The sequence below is a fragment of the Agromyces molybdatiresistens genome (assembly GCF_052748445.2).
In genome coordinates, this window is record NZ_CM188258.1 from 2,016,615 (window position 1) to 2,034,453 (window position 17,839).

At 73.1% G+C, this 17,839-nt stretch carries 15 protein-coding genes and 1 tRNA gene; 7 read left to right on the forward strand and 9 right to left on the reverse strand.

Annotation, left to right across the window (positions count from 1 at the left end; translation table 11 throughout):
- Positions 1 to 7: 7 nt before the first annotated feature.
- The 7 genes from tatC to ACULK2_RS09330 all read right to left on the reverse strand — a co-directional run bounded on the left by tatC (position 8) and on the right by ACULK2_RS09330 (position 5,921).
- A complete protein-coding gene (tatC, locus tag ACULK2_RS09300) occupies positions 8 to 772 on the reverse strand; it encodes a twin-arginine translocase subunit TatC (protein WP_445967576.1) in 765 nt (254 codons plus the stop codon).
- A 50-nt stretch (positions 773 to 822) separates the two neighbouring features.
- Positions 823 to 1,104, reverse strand: coding sequence for a twin-arginine translocase TatA/TatE family subunit (gene tatA / locus ACULK2_RS09305; protein WP_445966981.1), 282 nt, complete (start codon positions 1,102 to 1,104; stop codon positions 823 to 825).
- 63 nt (positions 1,105 to 1,167) lie between these two features.
- Positions 1,168 to 2,187, reverse strand: coding sequence for a helix-turn-helix transcriptional regulator (locus tag ACULK2_RS09310; protein WP_445966982.1), 1,020 nt, complete (start codon positions 2,185 to 2,187; stop codon positions 1,168 to 1,170).
- Positions 2,184 to 3,203, reverse strand: coding sequence for a helix-turn-helix transcriptional regulator (locus ACULK2_RS09315; RefSeq protein WP_445966983.1), 1,020 nt, complete (start codon positions 3,201 to 3,203; stop codon positions 2,184 to 2,186). Before ACULK2_RS09315 ends, ACULK2_RS09310 begins: the two co-directional genes overlap by 4 nt.
- Positions 3,204 to 3,251: 48 nt before the next feature.
- Positions 3,252 to 4,193 carry an FKBP-type peptidyl-prolyl cis-trans isomerase gene (locus tag ACULK2_RS09320; protein WP_445966984.1) on the reverse strand — a complete coding sequence of 314 codons (942 nt, stop codon included), beginning with the start codon at positions 4,191 to 4,193 and terminating at the stop codon, positions 3,252 to 3,254.
- 40 nt (positions 4,194 to 4,233) lie between these two features.
- Positions 4,234 to 5,250, reverse strand: coding sequence for a tRNA (adenine-N1)-methyltransferase (locus tag ACULK2_RS09325; protein ID WP_445966985.1), 1,017 nt, complete (start codon positions 5,248 to 5,250; stop codon positions 4,234 to 4,236).
- A complete protein-coding gene (locus ACULK2_RS09330) occupies positions 5,247 to 5,921 on the reverse strand; it encodes an HAD family hydrolase (RefSeq protein WP_445966986.1) in 675 nt (224 codons plus the stop codon). The genes ACULK2_RS09325 and ACULK2_RS09330 overlap by 4 nt, the downstream gene beginning before the upstream one ends.
- 77 nt (positions 5,922 to 5,998) lie before the next feature.
- On the opposite strand from ACULK2_RS09330, the gene ACULK2_RS09335 reads away from it, so the two are divergent.
- A complete protein-coding gene (locus ACULK2_RS09335; RefSeq protein ID WP_445966987.1) occupies positions 5,999 to 6,907 on the forward strand; it encodes a PAC2 family protein in 909 nt (302 codons plus the stop codon).
- A gap of 41 nt (positions 6,908 to 6,948) precedes the next feature.
- Here the strand turns inward: ACULK2_RS09335 and ACULK2_RS09340 are convergent, their stop codons facing one another.
- The gene (locus tag ACULK2_RS09340; RefSeq protein WP_445966988.1) at positions 6,949 to 7,770 is read right to left on the reverse strand and encodes an undecaprenyl-diphosphate phosphatase; all 822 of its coding nucleotides are present in this window, start codon (positions 7,768 to 7,770) and stop codon (positions 6,949 to 6,951) included.
- A 70-nt stretch (positions 7,771 to 7,840) separates the two neighbouring features.
- Positions 7,841 to 9,181, reverse strand: a complete 1,341-nt coding sequence (locus ACULK2_RS09345) for a M20/M25/M40 family metallo-hydrolase (protein ID WP_445966989.1) — start codon at positions 9,179 to 9,181, stop codon at positions 7,841 to 7,843.
- A gap of 209 nt (positions 9,182 to 9,390) precedes the next feature.
- On the opposite strand from ACULK2_RS09345, the gene ACULK2_RS09350 reads away from it, so the two are divergent.
- The 6 genes from ACULK2_RS09350 to ACULK2_RS09375 all read left to right on the forward strand — a co-directional run bounded on the left by ACULK2_RS09350 (position 9,391) and on the right by ACULK2_RS09375 (position 17,803).
- Positions 9,391 to 9,474, forward strand: a tRNA-Leu gene (locus tag ACULK2_RS09350).
- Positions 9,475 to 9,733: 259 nt separating this feature from the next.
- Positions 9,734 to 10,588: a DnaE2-dependent mutagenesis accessory factor ImuA' gene (gene imuA' / locus ACULK2_RS09355; protein ID WP_445966990.1), complete on the forward strand. Its 855-nt coding sequence runs from the start codon at positions 9,734 to 9,736 to the stop codon at positions 10,586 to 10,588.
- Positions 10,585 to 12,123, forward strand: coding sequence for a DNA polymerase Y family protein (locus ACULK2_RS09360; RefSeq protein ID WP_445966991.1), 1,539 nt, complete (start codon positions 10,585 to 10,587; stop codon positions 12,121 to 12,123). The genes imuA' and ACULK2_RS09360 overlap by 4 nt, the downstream gene beginning before the upstream one ends.
- Positions 12,123 to 15,602, forward strand: a complete 3,480-nt coding sequence (locus ACULK2_RS09365) for an error-prone DNA polymerase (protein ID WP_445966992.1) — start codon at positions 12,123 to 12,125, stop codon at positions 15,600 to 15,602. Before ACULK2_RS09360 ends, ACULK2_RS09365 begins: the two co-directional genes overlap by 1 nt.
- Before the next feature lie 101 nt (positions 15,603 to 15,703).
- Complete coding sequence (locus ACULK2_RS09370; protein WP_445966993.1) at positions 15,704 to 16,867, forward strand: MFS transporter; 1,164 nt, start codon at positions 15,704 to 15,706, stop codon at positions 16,865 to 16,867.
- Positions 16,868 to 16,930: 63 nt separating this feature from the next.
- Positions 16,931 to 17,803: a DUF3097 domain-containing protein gene (locus ACULK2_RS09375; RefSeq protein ID WP_445966994.1), complete on the forward strand. Its 873-nt coding sequence runs from the start codon at positions 16,931 to 16,933 to the stop codon at positions 17,801 to 17,803.
- The last annotated feature ends 36 nt before the right edge of the window (positions 17,804 to 17,839 follow it).

Consider the following 17,839-nt stretch of genomic DNA (forward strand, 5'->3'; position numbering starts at 1 on the left):
CTCCAGCCTAGACAGCCTCGCCGAACTCCAACTGATTGCGCTTGGCCACCCGGCGATCGTGGAGGTACGCGATGCCGTACGCGGCGAAGTACAGCCCGATCATCGGGATCGCGAGCATGAACATCGAGACGACATCGGCCGAGGGCGTCGCGAACGCGGTGAAGAGCACGATGACGAGGATCGCCACGCGCCACGACTTGATGATCGATGCGGCGCTCAGGATTCCAGCGAAGTTCAGTAGCACGATGAAGACGGGCACAACGAACGCGATGCCGATCGCGACGACGAGCTTCAGCACGAAGTCGATGTACTCCTTCGCCGTGAGCAGCGTCTCGGCACCGTCGGGCACGAAGCTCGTCATGAGCTTGACGATGTTCGGCAGCACGAACCACCCGGCCGCGCAGCCCGCGAAGAAGAGCGGGATCGCGGTCGCGAAGAACGCGAACGTGTACTTCTTCTCGCGAGTGTTCAGCCCGGGGACGAGGAAGGCGAAGACCTGGTAGAGCCACACGGGCGCCGACACGACGATGCCCAGCGTGAACGCGATCTGCAGCCGCAGGTCGAACGCACTCGAGATCGTCGGGAAGATGATGCCCGTCGACGCGGCATCGGTGCCCTGCTGCGCCTCGACCACGAGGTTCACCGGCTCCTGGATGGCCTGCCACACGAACGCGTCGGTCAGCCACCAGCCGATGGCCATGCCGACGACGATGGCGATCGCGGACCGGAAGAGGCGCTTGCGCAACTCGATGAGATGCGCGCCGAGCGACATCCGCTTCTCGCGGTTCTTCTCCCCGCGATCCTTCACCGCGGTCATGCGGCTCAGGCGCTCGGGCCGGAGTCCGCGCGCTTCGGCTGCTCGACCTGGGCGGTCGTCGTCGACGCAGGCGCCGACGTGGTCGACGAGGCCGGGGCCTCGGCGTTCGCCGCAGTGCCGTCCTTGGCCTCGGCGTCGTCACCTTCGGAGCGGACCTCGTTCTTGAGGATCTTCATCGACTGGCCCAGGCTCCGCGCGAGTGCGGGAAGCTTCGGGGCACCGAACAGCAGCAGGATCACCAGGAGGATGATCAGCGCGTGCCAACCGGTGAAGGCGTTTCCAAACATAGGTATGCGTCCATTCTGGCGGGATGGTGCGGCCAGTCTACCTGCTCGCGTGAGAGCCCGCTCTCACACCCCGACGTCGATCGGATCACGATCGGACGGGTCGTCCGGATAGGCGGCCAGGCCCGCCTCGGCCCACGCCGCGACGACCTCGCGGGCCTCCTCGGGCGCCACCACGGTGACCAGGCCGGGAAGCCCGGCGACGAGCCGCTTCAGGCCATGCACGTGCGCGAGCCGCAGGGTCACGCGGAGGCGCCCGTCGACCTCGGTGGACGTCGAGTCGGCGAGGTAGTCGGCGAGCAGCGGGAGGCTCTCGGGCGCGACGTCGACGACGATCTCGAGGTCGTCGGGCGAGGCCTGGAAGAGCGTCTCGGGGATCGTCCGCCCCGTGTGGTCCCCGATCGGCTCGTCGGTGATGCGGAGGCCGCTCATCCGGTCGATGCGGAAGTTCCGCACGTCCTCGCGGAGCAGGTCGTACGCCTGCAGGTACCAGTCCGCGCCCAGCGAGGCGATCCGGAGGGGATCGGCACGGCGGCGGCGGTGCTCCCCCCGGGCGTTGAGGTAGTCGAACTCCAGGCGATGACCGGATGCCACGGCGTGACGGACCTCGGCGAGGGTCTGGTCGACCGCCTCCTCCGCCACCGCGATCCGGCTGGGCTCGCCGGAGGCGCCCGCGCGGAGCTTCTCGGTCAGGGCGGCCAGTGACGCGCTGCCCTCGTTCTCGGGCGCGGCGGACAGGTAGCGCAGGCCCGCGATGAGCGCCGCCGCCTCGCGCGCGGAGAGCCGCGGCGCGTCGTCGATGGCGACGTGGTGGACGATCACGATGACGTCGTCCTCCTCGAACGCGTCCCAGTCGATGTCGAACAGGTCGTTCGGCTGGTACGTGCCGGTCGCGCCCGGCAGCCCGGAGGTCGCGATGAGCATGACCGCATCGCGGATCTCCTGTTCGCCGACGCCGAAGTGCGCCGCCGCGTCGGGCACGTCGACGACGCGCTGCTCCAGCAGGTAGGGAACCAGCGAGAGGAGGAAGACGAGCTTGTCGGGAGCGCGGAGCCCCCCGGACCGCCGAGGCGGGCGAGCGCTCATTCGACGCCTCCCGCGCGATGCGCGGCCGCCACCGCCGCCAGGCGGTCGCGCACGGCGCGACGCAGCGAATCGGGCGCGATCACGCGGACCTCCGGGCCGTAGGACGCGAGTTCGTCGGCGAAGACGGCCTCATCGGTGTAGTGCAGGCGGATCACGCCGGCGTCGTCGTCGGAGTCGGCCGCGCGCTTGCCGAGCCGCACCTCGGCGTCGGAACCGGCGCTCACGACGAGGTCGGCCGAGTTGGCCAGCCGGAGCGCCTGCAGGTCGGCGAGGACCCGGTCCTGCACGTCGGCCGGCGGCGGATCGAAGGGCGTTCCGGTCAGCGTCTTCACGTCGCCGACGATCCGCGAGAGGAGGAAGGTCCGCGTGCCCGCCGCGTCGACGTCGCGCCCGTGGAGGTGCCAGCGGCCCTCGTGGAGCACCACCGCGTACGGCTCGACCGTGCGCAGCCGGGGCGAACGCTCACCCGGCTTGAGGTAGTGGAAGCGCACGCGCTGCCGCTTGTCGAGCGCCTGCCGGATCGGTTCGAACGCGGCGTCGCGCACCCGGAGCCTCGGTGCGTAGCCGATCACCGGCTCGCGCGGCTCGATGCCGAGCGAGCGGAGCTTCGTCAGCGCGCGCTGCGAGTCGGCCGAGAGCGAGGCCTCGCGCCACACCTCGGCCGCGAGGCCGAGCAGGGCGAGCTCGTCGGGCGTGAACCGGACGTCGACCGGCAGGTCGTATTCGCCCTTCGGGATGCGGTACCTGAGCGACTGGTTGTCGCCCGGACGGTCAGGGGACTCCACGGTCTCCAGGGGGATGCCGAGGTCGCGGATGTCGTCCTTGTCGCGCTCGAACTGGCGCTCGAGGTTCGCGTTGCCGCCCCGCGGGTCGTACCGCTCCGCGTAGCCGCGGACGGTCGACAGGATCTCGGACTTGAGCAGTCCGGTCTCGGTCGCGAGGAGCGCGAGCACGAGGCTGAACAGCCGGTCCTCGACCGGGATCCGGGACTCCCCCGCGGGCTTGGATGACGCCACGTCAGCGATCATACTGAAGCGCCCGCGGCGGCACGGCGGCCGCCCGGCTCACACCACCCCGAGGATGTCGATGACGAAGAAGAGCGTCGATCCGGCCGGGATGCCGGCCTGCTCGGCGTCGCCGTAGCCGTCCTCCGGGGGGATCACCACGCCCACCTGCGAACCCACCTGCTGCCCGATCAGCGCCTCGGCGAAGCCCGGGATCACCTGCGAGTCGGCGCCGTCGCTCACCACGAACGAGGCCGGGGCGCCGTTCTCCCAGCTGGAGTCGAAGACCTCCCCGCCGTCCCAGAGGACGCCCGTGTAGTGCACGACCACGCGGTCGCCGGACTCGATCGTCTCGCCCGAGCCCTGCTTCAGGACCTCCACCTCGGTGGTCTCGAAGGGCTCCTCGTCGGGGACGGTGATGCCCGGGCGCCCGTCGGGCGCGGTGACGACGGCGGGGAAGCCGTCGCGCGTGATGCGCGGCGAGCCGTTCGCCTTCGGCAGGAACGCCTCCTGCACGTCGAAGATCACGACCAGGCTGTCCTCGGAGCCGATGCCGAGCGACGCGTTGCCCTCCTCGCCGAACCCGTCGGCCGGCGGGATCACGACCGCGACGCGCGACCCCTCGCGCGCGCAGCTCAGCCCCGTCTTGAGCCCGGTGAGCGTGTTCGCGCCGAGCACGACGGGAACCGGCTCCTCGTCGCCGAACCCGGTCACCTGGATCTCGTCGCCCGTCGACCCGTTGTAGACCGCGAGCCCGACGAGCGCCTGCTGGCCGTCGGCCAGGTGGTCGCCGGAGCCCTCGATGAGCTCCGTGCACTGCGTCTCCGCGGGCACGAGCGGCGTCGGGAACTCGACCCGGGGCGTGTCGCCGAAGTCGCCGGTGACCTCGACCAGGTCGGAGGATGCGCCGGGCTCGGCCTGCGGCTCGGGCGCCGAGGCGCAGCCGGTCAGTGCGAGGGCGACGGCGGTCGCGGTTGCGGTGAGTGCGAGCGGGAGGCGCACGGATCCTCGTTTCGTGTCGGGTGAACGGGGCGCAGACAGCCTAGTCGGCGTCGGCGGGGTCGGTGGCGGGGTACGGCTCGTCTCCGCCGCGCGAGCTGCGCGCCGCGGCATCCGCCGCCCTCGCGCGCTTGCGCAGGATCTTGTCGCTGACGTTGCGCTCTCCGAGCGCCCCGGGCGTCCACGCCTCGACATCCTCGTCGCTGAACTCCGTCTTCGACGGGCGGCGCTTGAGCTCGGGCAGGACGGTGTCCGGTGCGAGCCGGCGGGCGGTGAGGAGGAAGCCGGTGTGCGCGATCATGCGGTGGTCGGGCCGGACCGCGAGGCCCTGCACGTGCCATCCGCGCACCATCGTCTCGTTCGCGACGGGCTCGGTGTACCGGCCCGTCGCGCGGATCGCCTCGGCCACGCGGGACAGCTGGGTGACGGTCGCGACGTAGCAGAGCAGCACGCCGCCGGGCTTCAGCGCGGCCGACACCGCGTCGAGGCACTCCCACGGCGCGAGCATGTCGAGCACGACGCGGTCGACGGATGCCGCGGGCGCCTGCTCCGGCAGGGCGTCGGCGAGGTCGCCGAGCGTGATGGACCAGTTCGACGGGTCCTCGCCGTGGAATGTCGCGACGTTGCCGCGGGCGACGGCGGCGAACTCCTCGCGGCGCTCGAACGACATGAGGCGGCCCGACGGACCGATGGCGCGCAGCAGCCACAGCGAGAGGGCGCCCGAGCCGACACCCGCCTCGACCACCGTCGCGCCCGGGAAGACGTCGGCCTGCCCGAGGATCTGCACCGCGTCCTTCGGGTAGACGATCGCGGCACCGCGCGGCATCGACATCACGAAGTCGCTGAGCAGCGGCCGGAGCGCGAGGTACTCGACGCCGACCGCGTTCACGACGACCGAGCCGTCGGGCAGGCCGATGATCTCGTTGTGCGCGATCGTCCCCTTGTGGGAGTGGAAGACCTTGCCGGGCTCGAGCGTGATCGTGTGCAAGCGGCCCTTGGGGCCGGTGAGCTGCACGCGGTCGCCGACGCGGAACGGCCCGCTCGCCTCGCCGCGGCTCACGCGCGAGCCCACTTCGTCGTCGCGACCTCGACGAGGTCGTCGAGCGTGCGGCCGGCGAGCGTCTCCCAGACGACGTCGGACGGCGCCTCGTCGAGCGAGAGCATGTGCGGCACGCCGATCGTCACCGCGCCCGCGGAGGTCGCCGACGCGAGGCCGGTCGGCGAGTCCTCGATCGCGACGCAGTCCGCGATGTCGACGCCGAGGCGGCCGGCCGCTGCCAGGTACGGCTCGGGATGCGGCTTGGGGGCGGCGACCTCGTCGCCCGTGACGAGCTCGTCGAAGGCCGGGAACGGGATCGCGCCCACGACGTCCTCCGCCATCGACCGGATCGACATCGTCACGAGCGCGGTCGGGACGCCGGCGTCCCGCAGTTCCTTCAGCAGCGCCTGCGCGCCCGGCTGCCACGGCACGCCGTGCTGCGCGAGCTGCTCGCGGACGCGCTCGGTCAGCCGCTCCACGATCGCGTCGGCGGGCAGGTCGACGCCGGCGTCGCGGAACACCTCGGCGGCGTCCCAGAGGCCCATGCCGACCATCTGCAGCGCGTCCTCGTGGGTCCAGGTGCGGCCGAACGATTCGACGAGCTCGATCTCGGCTCGCATCCAGTACGGCTCGGTGTCGACGAGGGTGCCGTCCATGTCCCAGAGGACGGCGGCGGGGAGGCGCTTGGTCACAACGGGCGATTCTATCGGTACGGCCTATTGTGGAGGTGGGTCCGGAGGTTCCGGGCTCGGGAAGCGGGGCGGACCGAGTGCAGCAGCCGACCGGGTTCGAGGGCGGACGACTCCTCGTCGTGGCATTCGAGGGATGGAACGACGCCGGCGAGGCGGCCACGGGGGCCGCACGGCTCCTGGCCGAACGGCTCGGCCTCGTCGAGATCGCCGCGGTCGATCCCGAGCAGTACTTCGACTACCAGTTCACGCGCCCCACGATCGAGACCGCGCCCGACGGCACGCGCCGGCTGAGCTGGCCGGGCGCCGCCATCCTGGGTCCCAGCGGCGAGCCGCTCCCCGAGGACGACGAGGTCGTCACCGGGCCCGGCGCCGACCGGCTGCACGTGCTCCTCGGCGCGGAGCCGGCACGCACCTGGAAGGGCTTCGCCGCCGAGCTCATCGACGCCGCCCTCACGGCCGACATCGAGGGCATCGTGCTCCTCGGCGCGATGCTCGCCGATGCTCCGCACACGCGCCCCCTCTCGGTCTTCGCCTCGAGCGAGAACCCCGAGGTCCGCGCGGCGCTCGGCGTCGAGCGCTCGAGCTACGAGGGACCGGTCGGCATCCTCAGCATCATCGCCGATCAGGCCGAGCGGGTCGGAATCCCGACGGTGTCGCTCTGGGCGTCGGTCCCCCACTACGTGCACAACGCGCCGTCGCCCAAGGCCGTGCTCGCGCTCCTCGGCAAGGTCGAGGAGCTCACCGGCCTCAGCATCCCGCGCGGTTCGCTCGAGGACGAGGCGAAGGCGTGGGAGTCCAGCGTCGACGCGCTCGCCGCCGACGACGAGGAGATGGCCGGGTACATCACCCAGCTCGAGCAGGCCCGCGACGCGGTGGACGCGCCCGAGGCATCCGGCGAGGCCATCGCCCAGGAGTTCGAACGCTACCTCCGCCGCCGCGGCGACCAGCCGGGCGGGGGCCCGTGGCGGCCCCGCGACGGGGCCTGACGAGGCATCCGCCCGCCGCTCCCCGCCCGTCGGTCGGTCGATCAGAACGGCTCGAGCACGCCCGTGCCGAGCAGCACGAACACGGTCGCGCCGAGCGCGATGCGGTAGATCACGAACGGCAGGAAGCTGTGCCGGGAGATCCACCGCATGAAGAACGCGATGACGAGGATGGCGACGACGAACGCGACCGCGGTCGCGGCGGCCGTCTCGAGCGGGCCGTACACGGCGGGCTCGCCCCAGCTCTTGAACAGCTGGTAGAAGCCCGAGCCGAACACCGCGGGAATGGCCAGGAGGAACGCGTATCGCGCGGCGGCCGCGCGCTCGTAGCCGAGCAGCAGTCCCATGGTGATCGTCCCGCCGGAACGTGAGACGCCGGGGATCAGCGCGAGCGACTGCGCGAGTCCGAAGTAGATGCCGTGCGGGTAGGTCAGGTCGTCGAGCTTGCGCCGCTTCGCGCCGGCCCAGTCGGCGAGCCCCAGCACGATGCCGAACACGATGAGCATCGTCGCGACGACGTAGAGCGAGCGGAACACGGTCTCGATCTGGTCCTGGAACAGCAGCCCGAGCACCACGATCGGGATCGAGCCCACGATGATGAGCCAGCCCATGCGCGCGTCGGGGTCGTTGCGCGGCACGCGGCCGCGCAACGCGCCGAACCACTGGCGGATGATGCGGACGATGTCGCGCCAGAAGAACACCACGACCGCGGCCTCGGTGCCGAGCTGCGTGATCGCGGTGAACGCCGCCCCCGGGTCCGCCGCATTGGGCAGGAACTCCCCCAGGATGCGCAGGTGCGCACTCGAGGAGATCGGCAGGAACTCGGTGAGTCCCTGCACGAGGCCGAGGATCAGGGCTTCGAGCAAGGGGGCATCCTTCCGCCCCTCGACGCGCGAAGGGCACGGGACCGTCGTGGTCGGGAAACGAACTCCGGCGTCAGTACGCCAGCAGCAGGTCCCTCAGGACCTGCCTACCGAAGACTAGTGCGTCGAGCGGCACCCGCTCGTCCACCCCGTGGAACATCGCAGGGAAGTCGATCGTGTCGGGCAGGCGCAGCGGCGCGAAGCCGTACCCGGCGATGCCGAGGCGGGACAGCGACTTGTTGTCGGTGCCGCCGCTCAGCAGGTACGGGAACACCGTCGCCTCGGAATCGTGGACGTGCAGCGCGTGCGTGACGGCGTCGACGAGCGGGCCGTGCGTGGGCGCCTCGAGGCCGACGTCGCGGTGCACGATCTCGATCTCGACGTCGGGGCCGACGAGTTCGGCGAGCTCGGCGAGCACCGCGTCCTCCTCGCCGGGCAGGGTGCGCACGTCGACGAGCGCCTCTGCCCGATCGGGGATCACGTTGTGCTTGTAGCCGGCCTGCAGGAGCGTCGGGTTCGACGTCGTGCGGAGGGTCGCGGTGATGAACCCCGACGCGGACCCGGTCGCGAGCGCGAGCTCGTCGGGCGAGACCTGCTCGGGGTCGACGCCGAGCGCCCCCGCGATGGCCGCCAGGAGCTCGCGGGTCGTGCCCGTGAGCCGGAGCGGCCACTCGCGCCGGCCGATGCGCGCGATCGCCTCGGCGAGCTTCGTGACGGCGTTGTCGCTCACCCGGCGCGATCCGTGCGCGGCGGTGCCGTGGGCGACGAGCCGGATCCAGAGGAGCGACTTCTCCCCCGTCTGCAGGAGGTACGCGCGCTGACCGCCGACCGTGATCGAATACCCGCCGACCTCGCTGATCGCCTCGGTCGCGCCCGCGAAGAGCTCGGGGTGCTCGTCGACGAGCCAGCTCGCGCCGTAGAGGCCGCCGGCCTCCTCGTCCGCGAAGAACCCGAGGATCAGCTCGCGCTCGGGCAGCCGGCCGGAGGCGAGGATGTCGCCGACGGCGGTGAGGATCATGGCGTCCATGTCCTTCATGTCGACCGCCCCGCGTCCCCACAGCATGCCGTCGCGGATCTCGCCGGCGAACGGGTCGACGCTCCAGTTGCGCGGGTCGGCGGGCACGACGTCGAGGTGGCCGTGCAGGACGAGCGCGGGCTTGTCGGGGTTGGCACCGGGGATCCGGGCGACCACGTTCGCGCGGCGCGGGGCCGACTCGTGCATCACCGGATCGAGGCCCATCGCGCGCAGGCGCGCCTCGACGTACTCGGCGGCCTCGCGCTCGCCGTTCGACCGGCCCTCGCCGTGGTTCGTCGTGTCGAACCGGATGAGGTCGCGGGCGATGATCGCGGTCTCGTCGAGCTCGGGTTCGCGCTCGGGTTCGGGCGCGGGGGTCGTCGGGAGCGTCTCGGCCATGCGGTCCACGCTAGCGTGCGCGTCGGCGAGCTCCCTCGGACGCTCGCCGCGGCATCCGGCACCGGGGCGGAGACCCGGAAATCGTGCTTTCCGCACCTGATCTGCGCCTGTGCCGCTCGGCCGAGCCGGGCGACCGCCGGTGGTCGGAGGGGCCTCGGAAACCGTGCTAATGTCTTCTACGGCCGCTGAGCGATCAGGGCCGAGACAACGCGCGGGTGGCGGAAATGGCAGACGCGCTAGCTTGAGGTGCTAGTGCCCTAACGGGCGTGGGGGTTCAAGTCCCCCCTCGCGCACGCGTTGTCGAGAAGGCCGGATCTTCGGATCCGGCCTTCTCGCGTTTGATCCGCCTGCGTTCGTTGCCCTTCTCAGGATCTTCCGGCGTGTCGCCGTTCTCGACGGCGTGTCCTCCTGAGAGACGGTGCATTCGGCGCCTGGCTCCTGGGAAGCGTGCGCACGCGCTGCGGGGTCGGGCGGCCCCCGGTCGGGGGTGTGGACGAGTGGCATCCGCGACTTGCCTCATTCGAACATGTGTTCGAACATTGAGGGGTGACGATGACCGCTGCCCGACCCGCGCCCGACGGCGCGATCGCCCCCGAGCCGGCGCCTGCGGCGCAGCTCGAGCGGGTCGAGGAACTGCAGGCGCGCATCCGGGGCATGCAGGCGACGAGGCTCGACTCGCGCGCGGTCCCCACGCACCCGGCGCTCGCGAGCGTGCTCCCCGGCGGCGCGCTCCGCGAGGGCGCGGTCGTGCAGGTCGAGGGGTCGATCACGCTGCTCATGGCCGCGCTCGCGGGGCCGTCGCAGAGCGGCCGCTGGGTCGCGGTGTCGGGCATCCCCGAGTTCGGGGTCGAGGCGGCGGCGCGGTTCGGCATCGACCTGGAGCGGCTCGTGCTCGTGCCCGACCCCGGCCGGCAGTGGCTGACGGTCGCGGCGGCGCTCGCCGACGTGATCCCCGTGGTCGCCGTGCGCCCGGTCGGGCGGCTCGCCCCCGCCGAGACGTCGCGGTTCGCGGCGCGGCTCCGCCAGCGGGGCGCCCTGCTCCTCGTCGACGGCGACTGGCCGGGCAGCGACGCCCGCCTCGAACTCGAGCAGAGCGAGTGGACGGGCCTCGACCACGGGCACGGGCACCTCGCCGAGCGCGAGGTCGTCGTGCGGGTCACCGGGCGCGGCGAGGTCGGCCGGGGCGGTCGGCGCCGCCTGCGGCTGCCCGCGGGCGACCTCGGGTTCGCCGCGGTCGACGACACGGGTGCACCGACCTCGATCAGGCCGACCACGGCGGGGCCGCCGCCCGCGATCCGGGCGGTCGCCGCGGGAGGCGGAGCCGTCCGGTCGGGCGCGCCCGGACGGGTCGACGCGGATGTCGCGGCCGCGACATCCGCCCCCGACCTCGCCGCGAGGGCGTCGTGAACCCGGCCGTGCGCACCATCGTGCTCTGGTGCCCCGACTGGCCGGTGCTCGCCGCGTGCCGCGAGCACGGCATCGACCCTGCGCTGCCCGTCGCCCTCACCGAGAAGGGGCTCGTGCACTCGTGCTCGGCCGCGGCCCGGCGCGACGGCGTGACGCGCGGGCTGCGACTCCGCGAGGCGCAGTACCGTTCGACCGCGCTCACGGTGCTCGAGTACGACGCCGCGCTCGACCACCGCGCGTTCGAGCCGGTCGTCCGCGGCATCGAGGCGATCGTCCCGGGCGTGCAGGTGCTGCGGCCGGGCGCGCTGGCGATGCGGGCGCGCGGTCCGGTCCGGTACTACGGCGGTGAGGATGCCGCGGCGCGGGCGCTCCTCGAGGCGGCCTCGGGGCTCGGCATCGCGGGCGCGCGCGTGGGCGTCGCCGACGGGCCGTTCGCGGCCGAGCAGGCGGCGCGGGCCGCGGGTCCCGTCTTCGCGGTGCCGCCGGGCGATTCGGCCGGGTTCCTCGCGCCGCTGCCGGTCTCGCTCGTGGCCGACGCGCGCACCACGACCCTGTTGCATCGGCTGGGCGTCCGCACGCTCGGCGAGTTCGCCGCGCTGCCCGAGGAGGACGTGCGGCGGCGATTCGGCGCGGCGGGCGCGTTCGCGCACGACCGCGCGGCGGGGCGCGAGCAGTCGCGCGTGGCACCGCGCACTCCCCCGCCCGACTTCGAGGTGGAGCAGCACTTCGAGCCGCCGCTCGAGCGCGTCGACCAGCTCGCGTTCGCGTTCCGCGTCCGGGCCGAGGAGTTCATCGACCGGATGCGGTCCGTGCGGCTCGTGTGCACCGGCATCCGTGTGGAACTCGACGACGACCGCGGCGGGCATTCGAGCCGCAGCTGGTTGCACCCGCACTGGTTCACGCCGGCCGACGTGGTCGACCGGGTGCGCTGGCAGCTGCAGGGATCGGGCACCGCCGACGCCGGGCTCGAGGCCGCGATCGTGCGGCTGCGGATCGTGCCCGAACGGGTCGACTCGACCGGCAACCACGAGGAGGGGCTCTGGGGCGGCGGCCCCGACGAGCGCGTGCACCACGGGCTCACGCGCGTGCAGAGCATGCTCGGGCACGAGGGCGTGGTCACGGCGGCGATCGGGGGCGGGCGCATGCTCGCCGACCGCCAGGTGCTCGTGCCGTGGGGCGACCGGGCGCCCGAGCGGGTGGCGGCCGAGGCGCCCTGGCCGGGGAGCCTGCCCGCGCTCGCGCCCGCGAGCGTGTTCCGCGAGCGTCTGCCGGTCGCGCTCGTCGACGCCGACGCGGCGCCCGTGCGGGTCGACGCGCGCGGGACGATCTCCGCGGCGCCGGCGTCGTTCGCGGTCGCGGGCGGTCGATCGGCGCCCGTGCGCGCCTGGGCCGGGCCGTGGCCGGTGGTCGAGCGGTGGTGGGATGCCGAGCGCGCCCGCCGCGTGCACCGGTTCCAGCTGGTCGACCACGACGGCTGCGCGTGGCTCCTCGTCCGCGATGCCGAGGGCTGGTGGGCCGAGGCGAGGTACGACTGATGGGCTGGAACAACCCCGAGATCCCGTGGTCGGAGCTCGAGCGACGGCTCTCCGACCGGCAGCGTCCGGATGCCACGGCGACCCGGCGCGCGAAGGTCCCGGGCGACGGCGGCGACAGCCCCGCCTGGAGCCGCAAGCGGCATCCGTACCGCCCGCCCGACGAGGAGGACGCGCGGCCGGCCGGTCCCGTCGTGCCGTACGCCGAACTGCACGCGCACTCGACGTTCAGCTTCCTCGACGGCGCGTCGGGGCCGGAGCGGCTCGTCGAGGAGGCGCACCGGCTCGGGCTCACGGGGCTCGCGATCACCGACCACGACGGCTTCTACGGCATCGTGCGCTTCGCCGAGGCCGCCGAGGCGTACCCCGAGCTCGAGACCGTGTACGGCGCCGAGCTCTCGTTCGGGCTCACCGAGCCGCAGATGGGCGCGGCCGACCCCGAGGGCGACCACCTGCTCGTGCTCGCGGCTCGCGAAGATGGGTACCACCGGCTCGCCTCCGCGATCACCGCCGGTCAGCTCGCGGGCGGCGAGAAGGGGCGCCCGGTGTACGTCCTCGAGGAACTGGCGGCGCGCGCCGACGGCCACTGGGTGGTCTCGACGGGCTGCCGCAAGGGCGCGGTGCGGCGGGCGCTGGCGGGCGAGGGCGGGGCGGATGCCGCGTGGCACGAGCTCGACCGGCTCGTCGCGCTGTTCGGCCGCGACCACGTCGTGGTCGAGCTCACCGACCACGGCGACCCGATGGACCAGGTGCGCAACGACGCACTCGCGGAGCTCGCCGCCCGCGCGCACCTGCCGGTGCTCGCGACCAACGCCGTGCACTACGCGACCCCCGGCGAGCACCGCCTCGCGTCGGCGCTCGCCGCGGTGCGGGCGCGGCGCAGCCTCGACGAGCTCGATGGCTGGCTGCCTGCCAGCGACGGGCTGCACCTGCGCTCGGGCGCCGAGATGCTCGCGCGGTTCGACCGGTATCCCGGCGCGGTCGCCCACTCGGTGACGCTCGCGCGCGACCTGTCGTTCCGGCTGCGGAGCGCCCGCCCGAAGCTGCCCAGGCAGGAGGTGCCCGAGGGGCACACCCCCATGTCGTGGCTCCGCGAGCTGGTGTGGGCGGGCGCCGAACGCCGCTACCCGGGCGTGCCCGACCACGTGCGCGAGCGGCTCGCGAAGGAGCTCGACGTGATCGAGCAGAAGGACTTCCCCGGCTACTTCCTGATCGTGCACGACCTCGTGCAGGAGGCCCGGCGCCGCGGCATCCTCTGCCAGGGTCGCGGGTCGGCGGCGAACTCGGCGGTCTGCTACGTGCTCGACATCACGGGCGTCGACTCGATCTTCTACGAGCTGCCGTTCGAGCGGTTCCTGTCGTCGCTGCGCGACGAGGAACCCGACATCGACGTCGACTTCGACTCCGACCGTCGGGAAGAGATCATCCAGTACGTCTACGGCAAGTACGGCCGGCACAACGCCGCGCAGGTCGCGAACGTCATCAGCTACCGGCCGAAGGGCGCGGTGCGCGACATGGCGAAGGCGCTCGGCTACTCCACCGGGCAGCAGGATGCGTGGTCGCGCCAGGTCGAGCGGTGGGGCGCCGTCGTCGAGACCGACGACCACGACATCCCGGATGCCGTCGTGGAGCTCGCCGAGCAGCTGCTGACGTTCCCCCGGCACCTCGGCATCCACTCGGGCGGCATGGTGCTCACCGACCGGCCCGTCGGCGAGGTGTGCCCCATCGAGCACGCCCGCATGGAGAACCGGACCGTGCTGCAGTGGGACAAGGACGACTGCGCGTGGATGGGGCTCGTGAAGTTCGACCTGCTCGGCCTCGGCATGCTCGCCGCGCTGCAGTACACGTTCGACCTCGTGCGCGAGCACACCGGCGAGGTGTGGGAGCTCGCGACGATCCCGAAGGAGGAGCCCGCGGTCTACGACATGCTGTGCCGGGCCGATTCGATCGGCGTGTTCCAGGTCGAGTCGCGTGCGCAGATGGGCACGCTCCCCCGCCTGAAGCCGCGCTGCTTCTACGACCTCGTCGTCGAGATCGCCCTCATCCGGCCGGGTCCGGTGCAGGGCGGCGCGGTGCACCCGTACATCCGCCGTCGCACGGGCGAGGAGCAGGTGAGCTACCTGCATCCCAAGCTCGAGCCCGTGCTCCGGCGCACGCTCGGGGTGCCGCTGTTCCAGGAGCAGCTCATGCAGATGGCCGTCGCCGTCGGCGACTGCGACGCGGCCGACGCCGACCTGCTGCGGCGCGCGATGGGCTCCAAGCGCGGCGTCGAGAAGATCGAGCGCCTGCGCGCGAAGCTCTACGCGGGCATGGAGCGCAACGGCATCGCCCCGGAGACCGCCGACGCCATCTACGAGAAGATCGAGGCGTTCGCGAACTTCGGCTTCGCCGAGAGCCACGCCATCAGCTTCGGACTGCTCGTCTACGCGAGCTCGTGGCTGAAGCTGCACTACCCCGCGGCGTTCCTCGCCGCGCTGCTGCGCGCCCAGCCGATGGGGTTCTACTCGCCGCACACGCTCACGGCCGACGCACGCCGGCACGGCGTCGAGCTGCTCCGGCCCGACCTGGCGCGGTCGGGCGTGCACGCGGGGCTCGAGGCGCTCGGTCCCACCGCCGAGCCGGGTGCCGGCGAGACGGCGACGGATGCCGCGGCGGGGGCGCGCGGCATCCGTCGCCCCACCGGCCTGCCGGGCTGCGCCGACGCCGTCCAGCCGCCCGTCGGGCCGTTCGACCGCGACGCGCCCGACCGTTCGGCGGAGCACCGGCGCGACGGCGCGTTCGCCGTGCGACTGGGGCTCGCCGAGGTCACCTCGATCGGCGCCGAGGTCGCCGAGCGCATCGTGGCCGAGCGCGAGCAGCACGGGCCGTATCGCGACATGGCGGACCTGTCGCGTCGCGCCGACCTGGACGCGGCGCAGCTCGAGGCGCTCGCCGCGGCGGGCGCGTTCGAGTGCTTCGACCTGCAGCCGCGACAGGCGCTGTGGCTCGCGGGCGAGGCCGCGCAGGACCGCGCCGACTACCTGCCCGGCGCGGTCGTCGTGGTGCAGCCGCCGTTGCTGCCGATGCTGAACGACGCCGAGCAGGTCGTGTACGACCTGTGGGCGACCGGCATCTCCCCCGACGACCATCCGATCCGGCATGTGCGTGACCGGCTCGACGAGCGCGGCGTCGTACGGATCGACCTGCTGCACGACGCGGAGTCGGGTCGCCGCATCGAGGTCGGCGGCGTGGTCACGCACCGGCAACGGCCGGCGACCGCGAGCGGCATCACCTTCATGAACCTCGAGGACGAGTCGGGGACGCTCAACGTGATCGCGAGCGTCGGGGTCTGGACCAGGTACCGCCGCATCGCGCGCGAGGCGCCCGCGATGGTCGTCCGCGGCATCCTCGAGCGTTCGCGGGAGGGCGTCGTGAACCTCGTCGCCGACCGGTTCGAGCCGCTGACGGTGTCGACGACGAACCGGTCGCGCGACTTCCGCTGACGGCGGTCCGGCGGCCGCACCGTGCGCGCCCATGACCGGCGGCGATACGCTGGAGCATGGCCGTGCGCATCGCCGCGGCGGTGGGCTGACGGAACCATCCCGTGGCCGGGCCGACGCGTGCACCGCTCATCACGACGGCGTTCGTCGCCCTCGCGGCCGCCGACCTCGCCTACTTCACGGCCCACGGCATGGCGATCTTCGCACTGCCCCTCTACGTCGTCGGCCCGATCGGCGGGGACGAAGCGGCCGCCGGCATCGCCTTCGGGGCGTTCGCCGTCTCCGCGCTCGTCCTGCGCCCCTTCGCCGGGCGACTCGCCGACCGGTTCGGTCGTCGGCCGCTGCTCGTCGGCGGAGCCCTCCTGCTCGCGTCGACCTTCGCCCTCACCGCCGTCGCCGAATCGCTCGTCGCCGTCATCGCCCTGCGCCTGCTCGCCGGGGTCGCCGAGGCCGCGTTCTTCGTCGCGAGCTTCGCCGCGCTCGCCGACATCGCCCCGCCGGAGCGCATGGGCGAGGCCCTGTCGTACAACTCGCTCGGGCTCTACCTGGGGCTCGCGCTCGGCCCGCCCATCGGCGAGGTCGTCTTCGACGCCGCCGGGTACACGGGCGTGTGGCTCGGTGCGGCCGTGGTCGCGGCGATCGCCGCGACCGTCGTCCTCGTCGTCGGCGAGACGCGCACCGCCCCGCCGCAGAGGGGCGGGCCGATGCGCATCATCCATCGACCGGCCATTCCCGCATCGCTCGGCTTCCTGACCTCGCTCATCGCGATGGGCGGTCTCCTCGCCTTCGCCTCCCTGCACGCGAGCCGCATCGGGTTCGAGACGCCGAGCCTCATCCTCCTGATCTACGGCGGCACGGTCGTGGTGTGCCGGCTGGCGTTCGCCCGGGTGCCCGACCGGGTCCCCTCCCTCGTGCTCGGGACTGCCGCGGTCACGGCGATCGGAGCGGGCGCGGTGATCGCCGCCGTGTGGCGGCAGCCGGCGGGGTTCGTCGTCGCGACCGTCGTCATGGCCGTCGGCGTCGCGTTCAGCACGCCCGCGTTCTTCTCCGCGATCTTCGCGACGGCATCGCCGTCCGAGCGCGGCATCGCGTCGGGAACGGGCAGCGCGGCGATCGATCTCGGGCTCGGCATCGGGCCGATCCTGCTGGGACTGGTCGCCGCGCCGCTCGGCATCCCGTGGGCGTTCGCCGCGGCGGCCGCGATCGCGTGGGCGGGCGCCGCCTGGACCGCGGGGCTCGCCCGTCGAACGCGCGCCGCGGCGGGATGATCGTCCCGGCGGAACCGCTCGTGTCGCGCGTCGCCGCGCCGCGGCATCCGTTAATCTCAGGCGGTGCCCCCAGCCTCGAACGACCGATTCGGACCCGACCGCTACGGCCAGGACGTGCTCGCCGGCGACTGGCGCGCCGCCGGCCGCCGCACGATCCCGGAGGTGCCGGCGACGCGCGACCTCGTCGTCGAGCTCGCAGCCGACGGCTACTGCGGCGCGGTCGTGGCTGTGGAGAAGCAGACCGTGACGCTCGAGGACCGGCACGGCCGGACGCGCATGTTCCCGCTCGGCCACGGCTTCCTCGTGGACGGCGAGCCCGTTCGCCTCGTCGCACCGACGGCGACCGCACCGCAGGGGCGGATGCGCACGGCGTCGGGCTCGTTCGCGGTCGAGCCCGGTCGCCCGGCGAAGGTCGCCCTGCCGAGCCGGATCTTCGTCGAGGGCCGGCACGACGCCGAACTCGTGGAGAAGATCTGGGGCGCGGACCTCCGCGTCGAGGGCGTCGTCGTCGAATACCTCGAGGGCGTCGACGTGCTCGACCGGATCCTCGACGCGTTCGCGCCCGGGCCGGGTCGACGGGTCGGGGTGCTCGTCGACCACCTCGTGCCGGGCTCGAAGGAGCAGCGGATCGCTGACGCCGTGATGCGGGGCCGGCACCGCGATCACGTGCTCGTCGTGGGCCACCCGTTCATCGACATCTGGCAGGGCGTGAAGCCTGATCGCATCGGCCGCCGGGCGTGGCCCGTGATCCCCCGCGGGACGTCGTGGAAGCACGGGGTGTGCGCCGCGCTCGGCTGGCCGCACGAGGACCAGGCCGACATCGCCCGCGCCTGGCAGCGGATCCTCGGACAGGTGCGCGGCTACGGCGACCTCGAGCCCGCGCTGCTCGGCCGGGTCGAGGAGCTGATCGACTTCGTGACCGCGCCGGCCGACTGACGGCGGCGCGGCCGGCCGCCCGGCCGGCCGAGGACC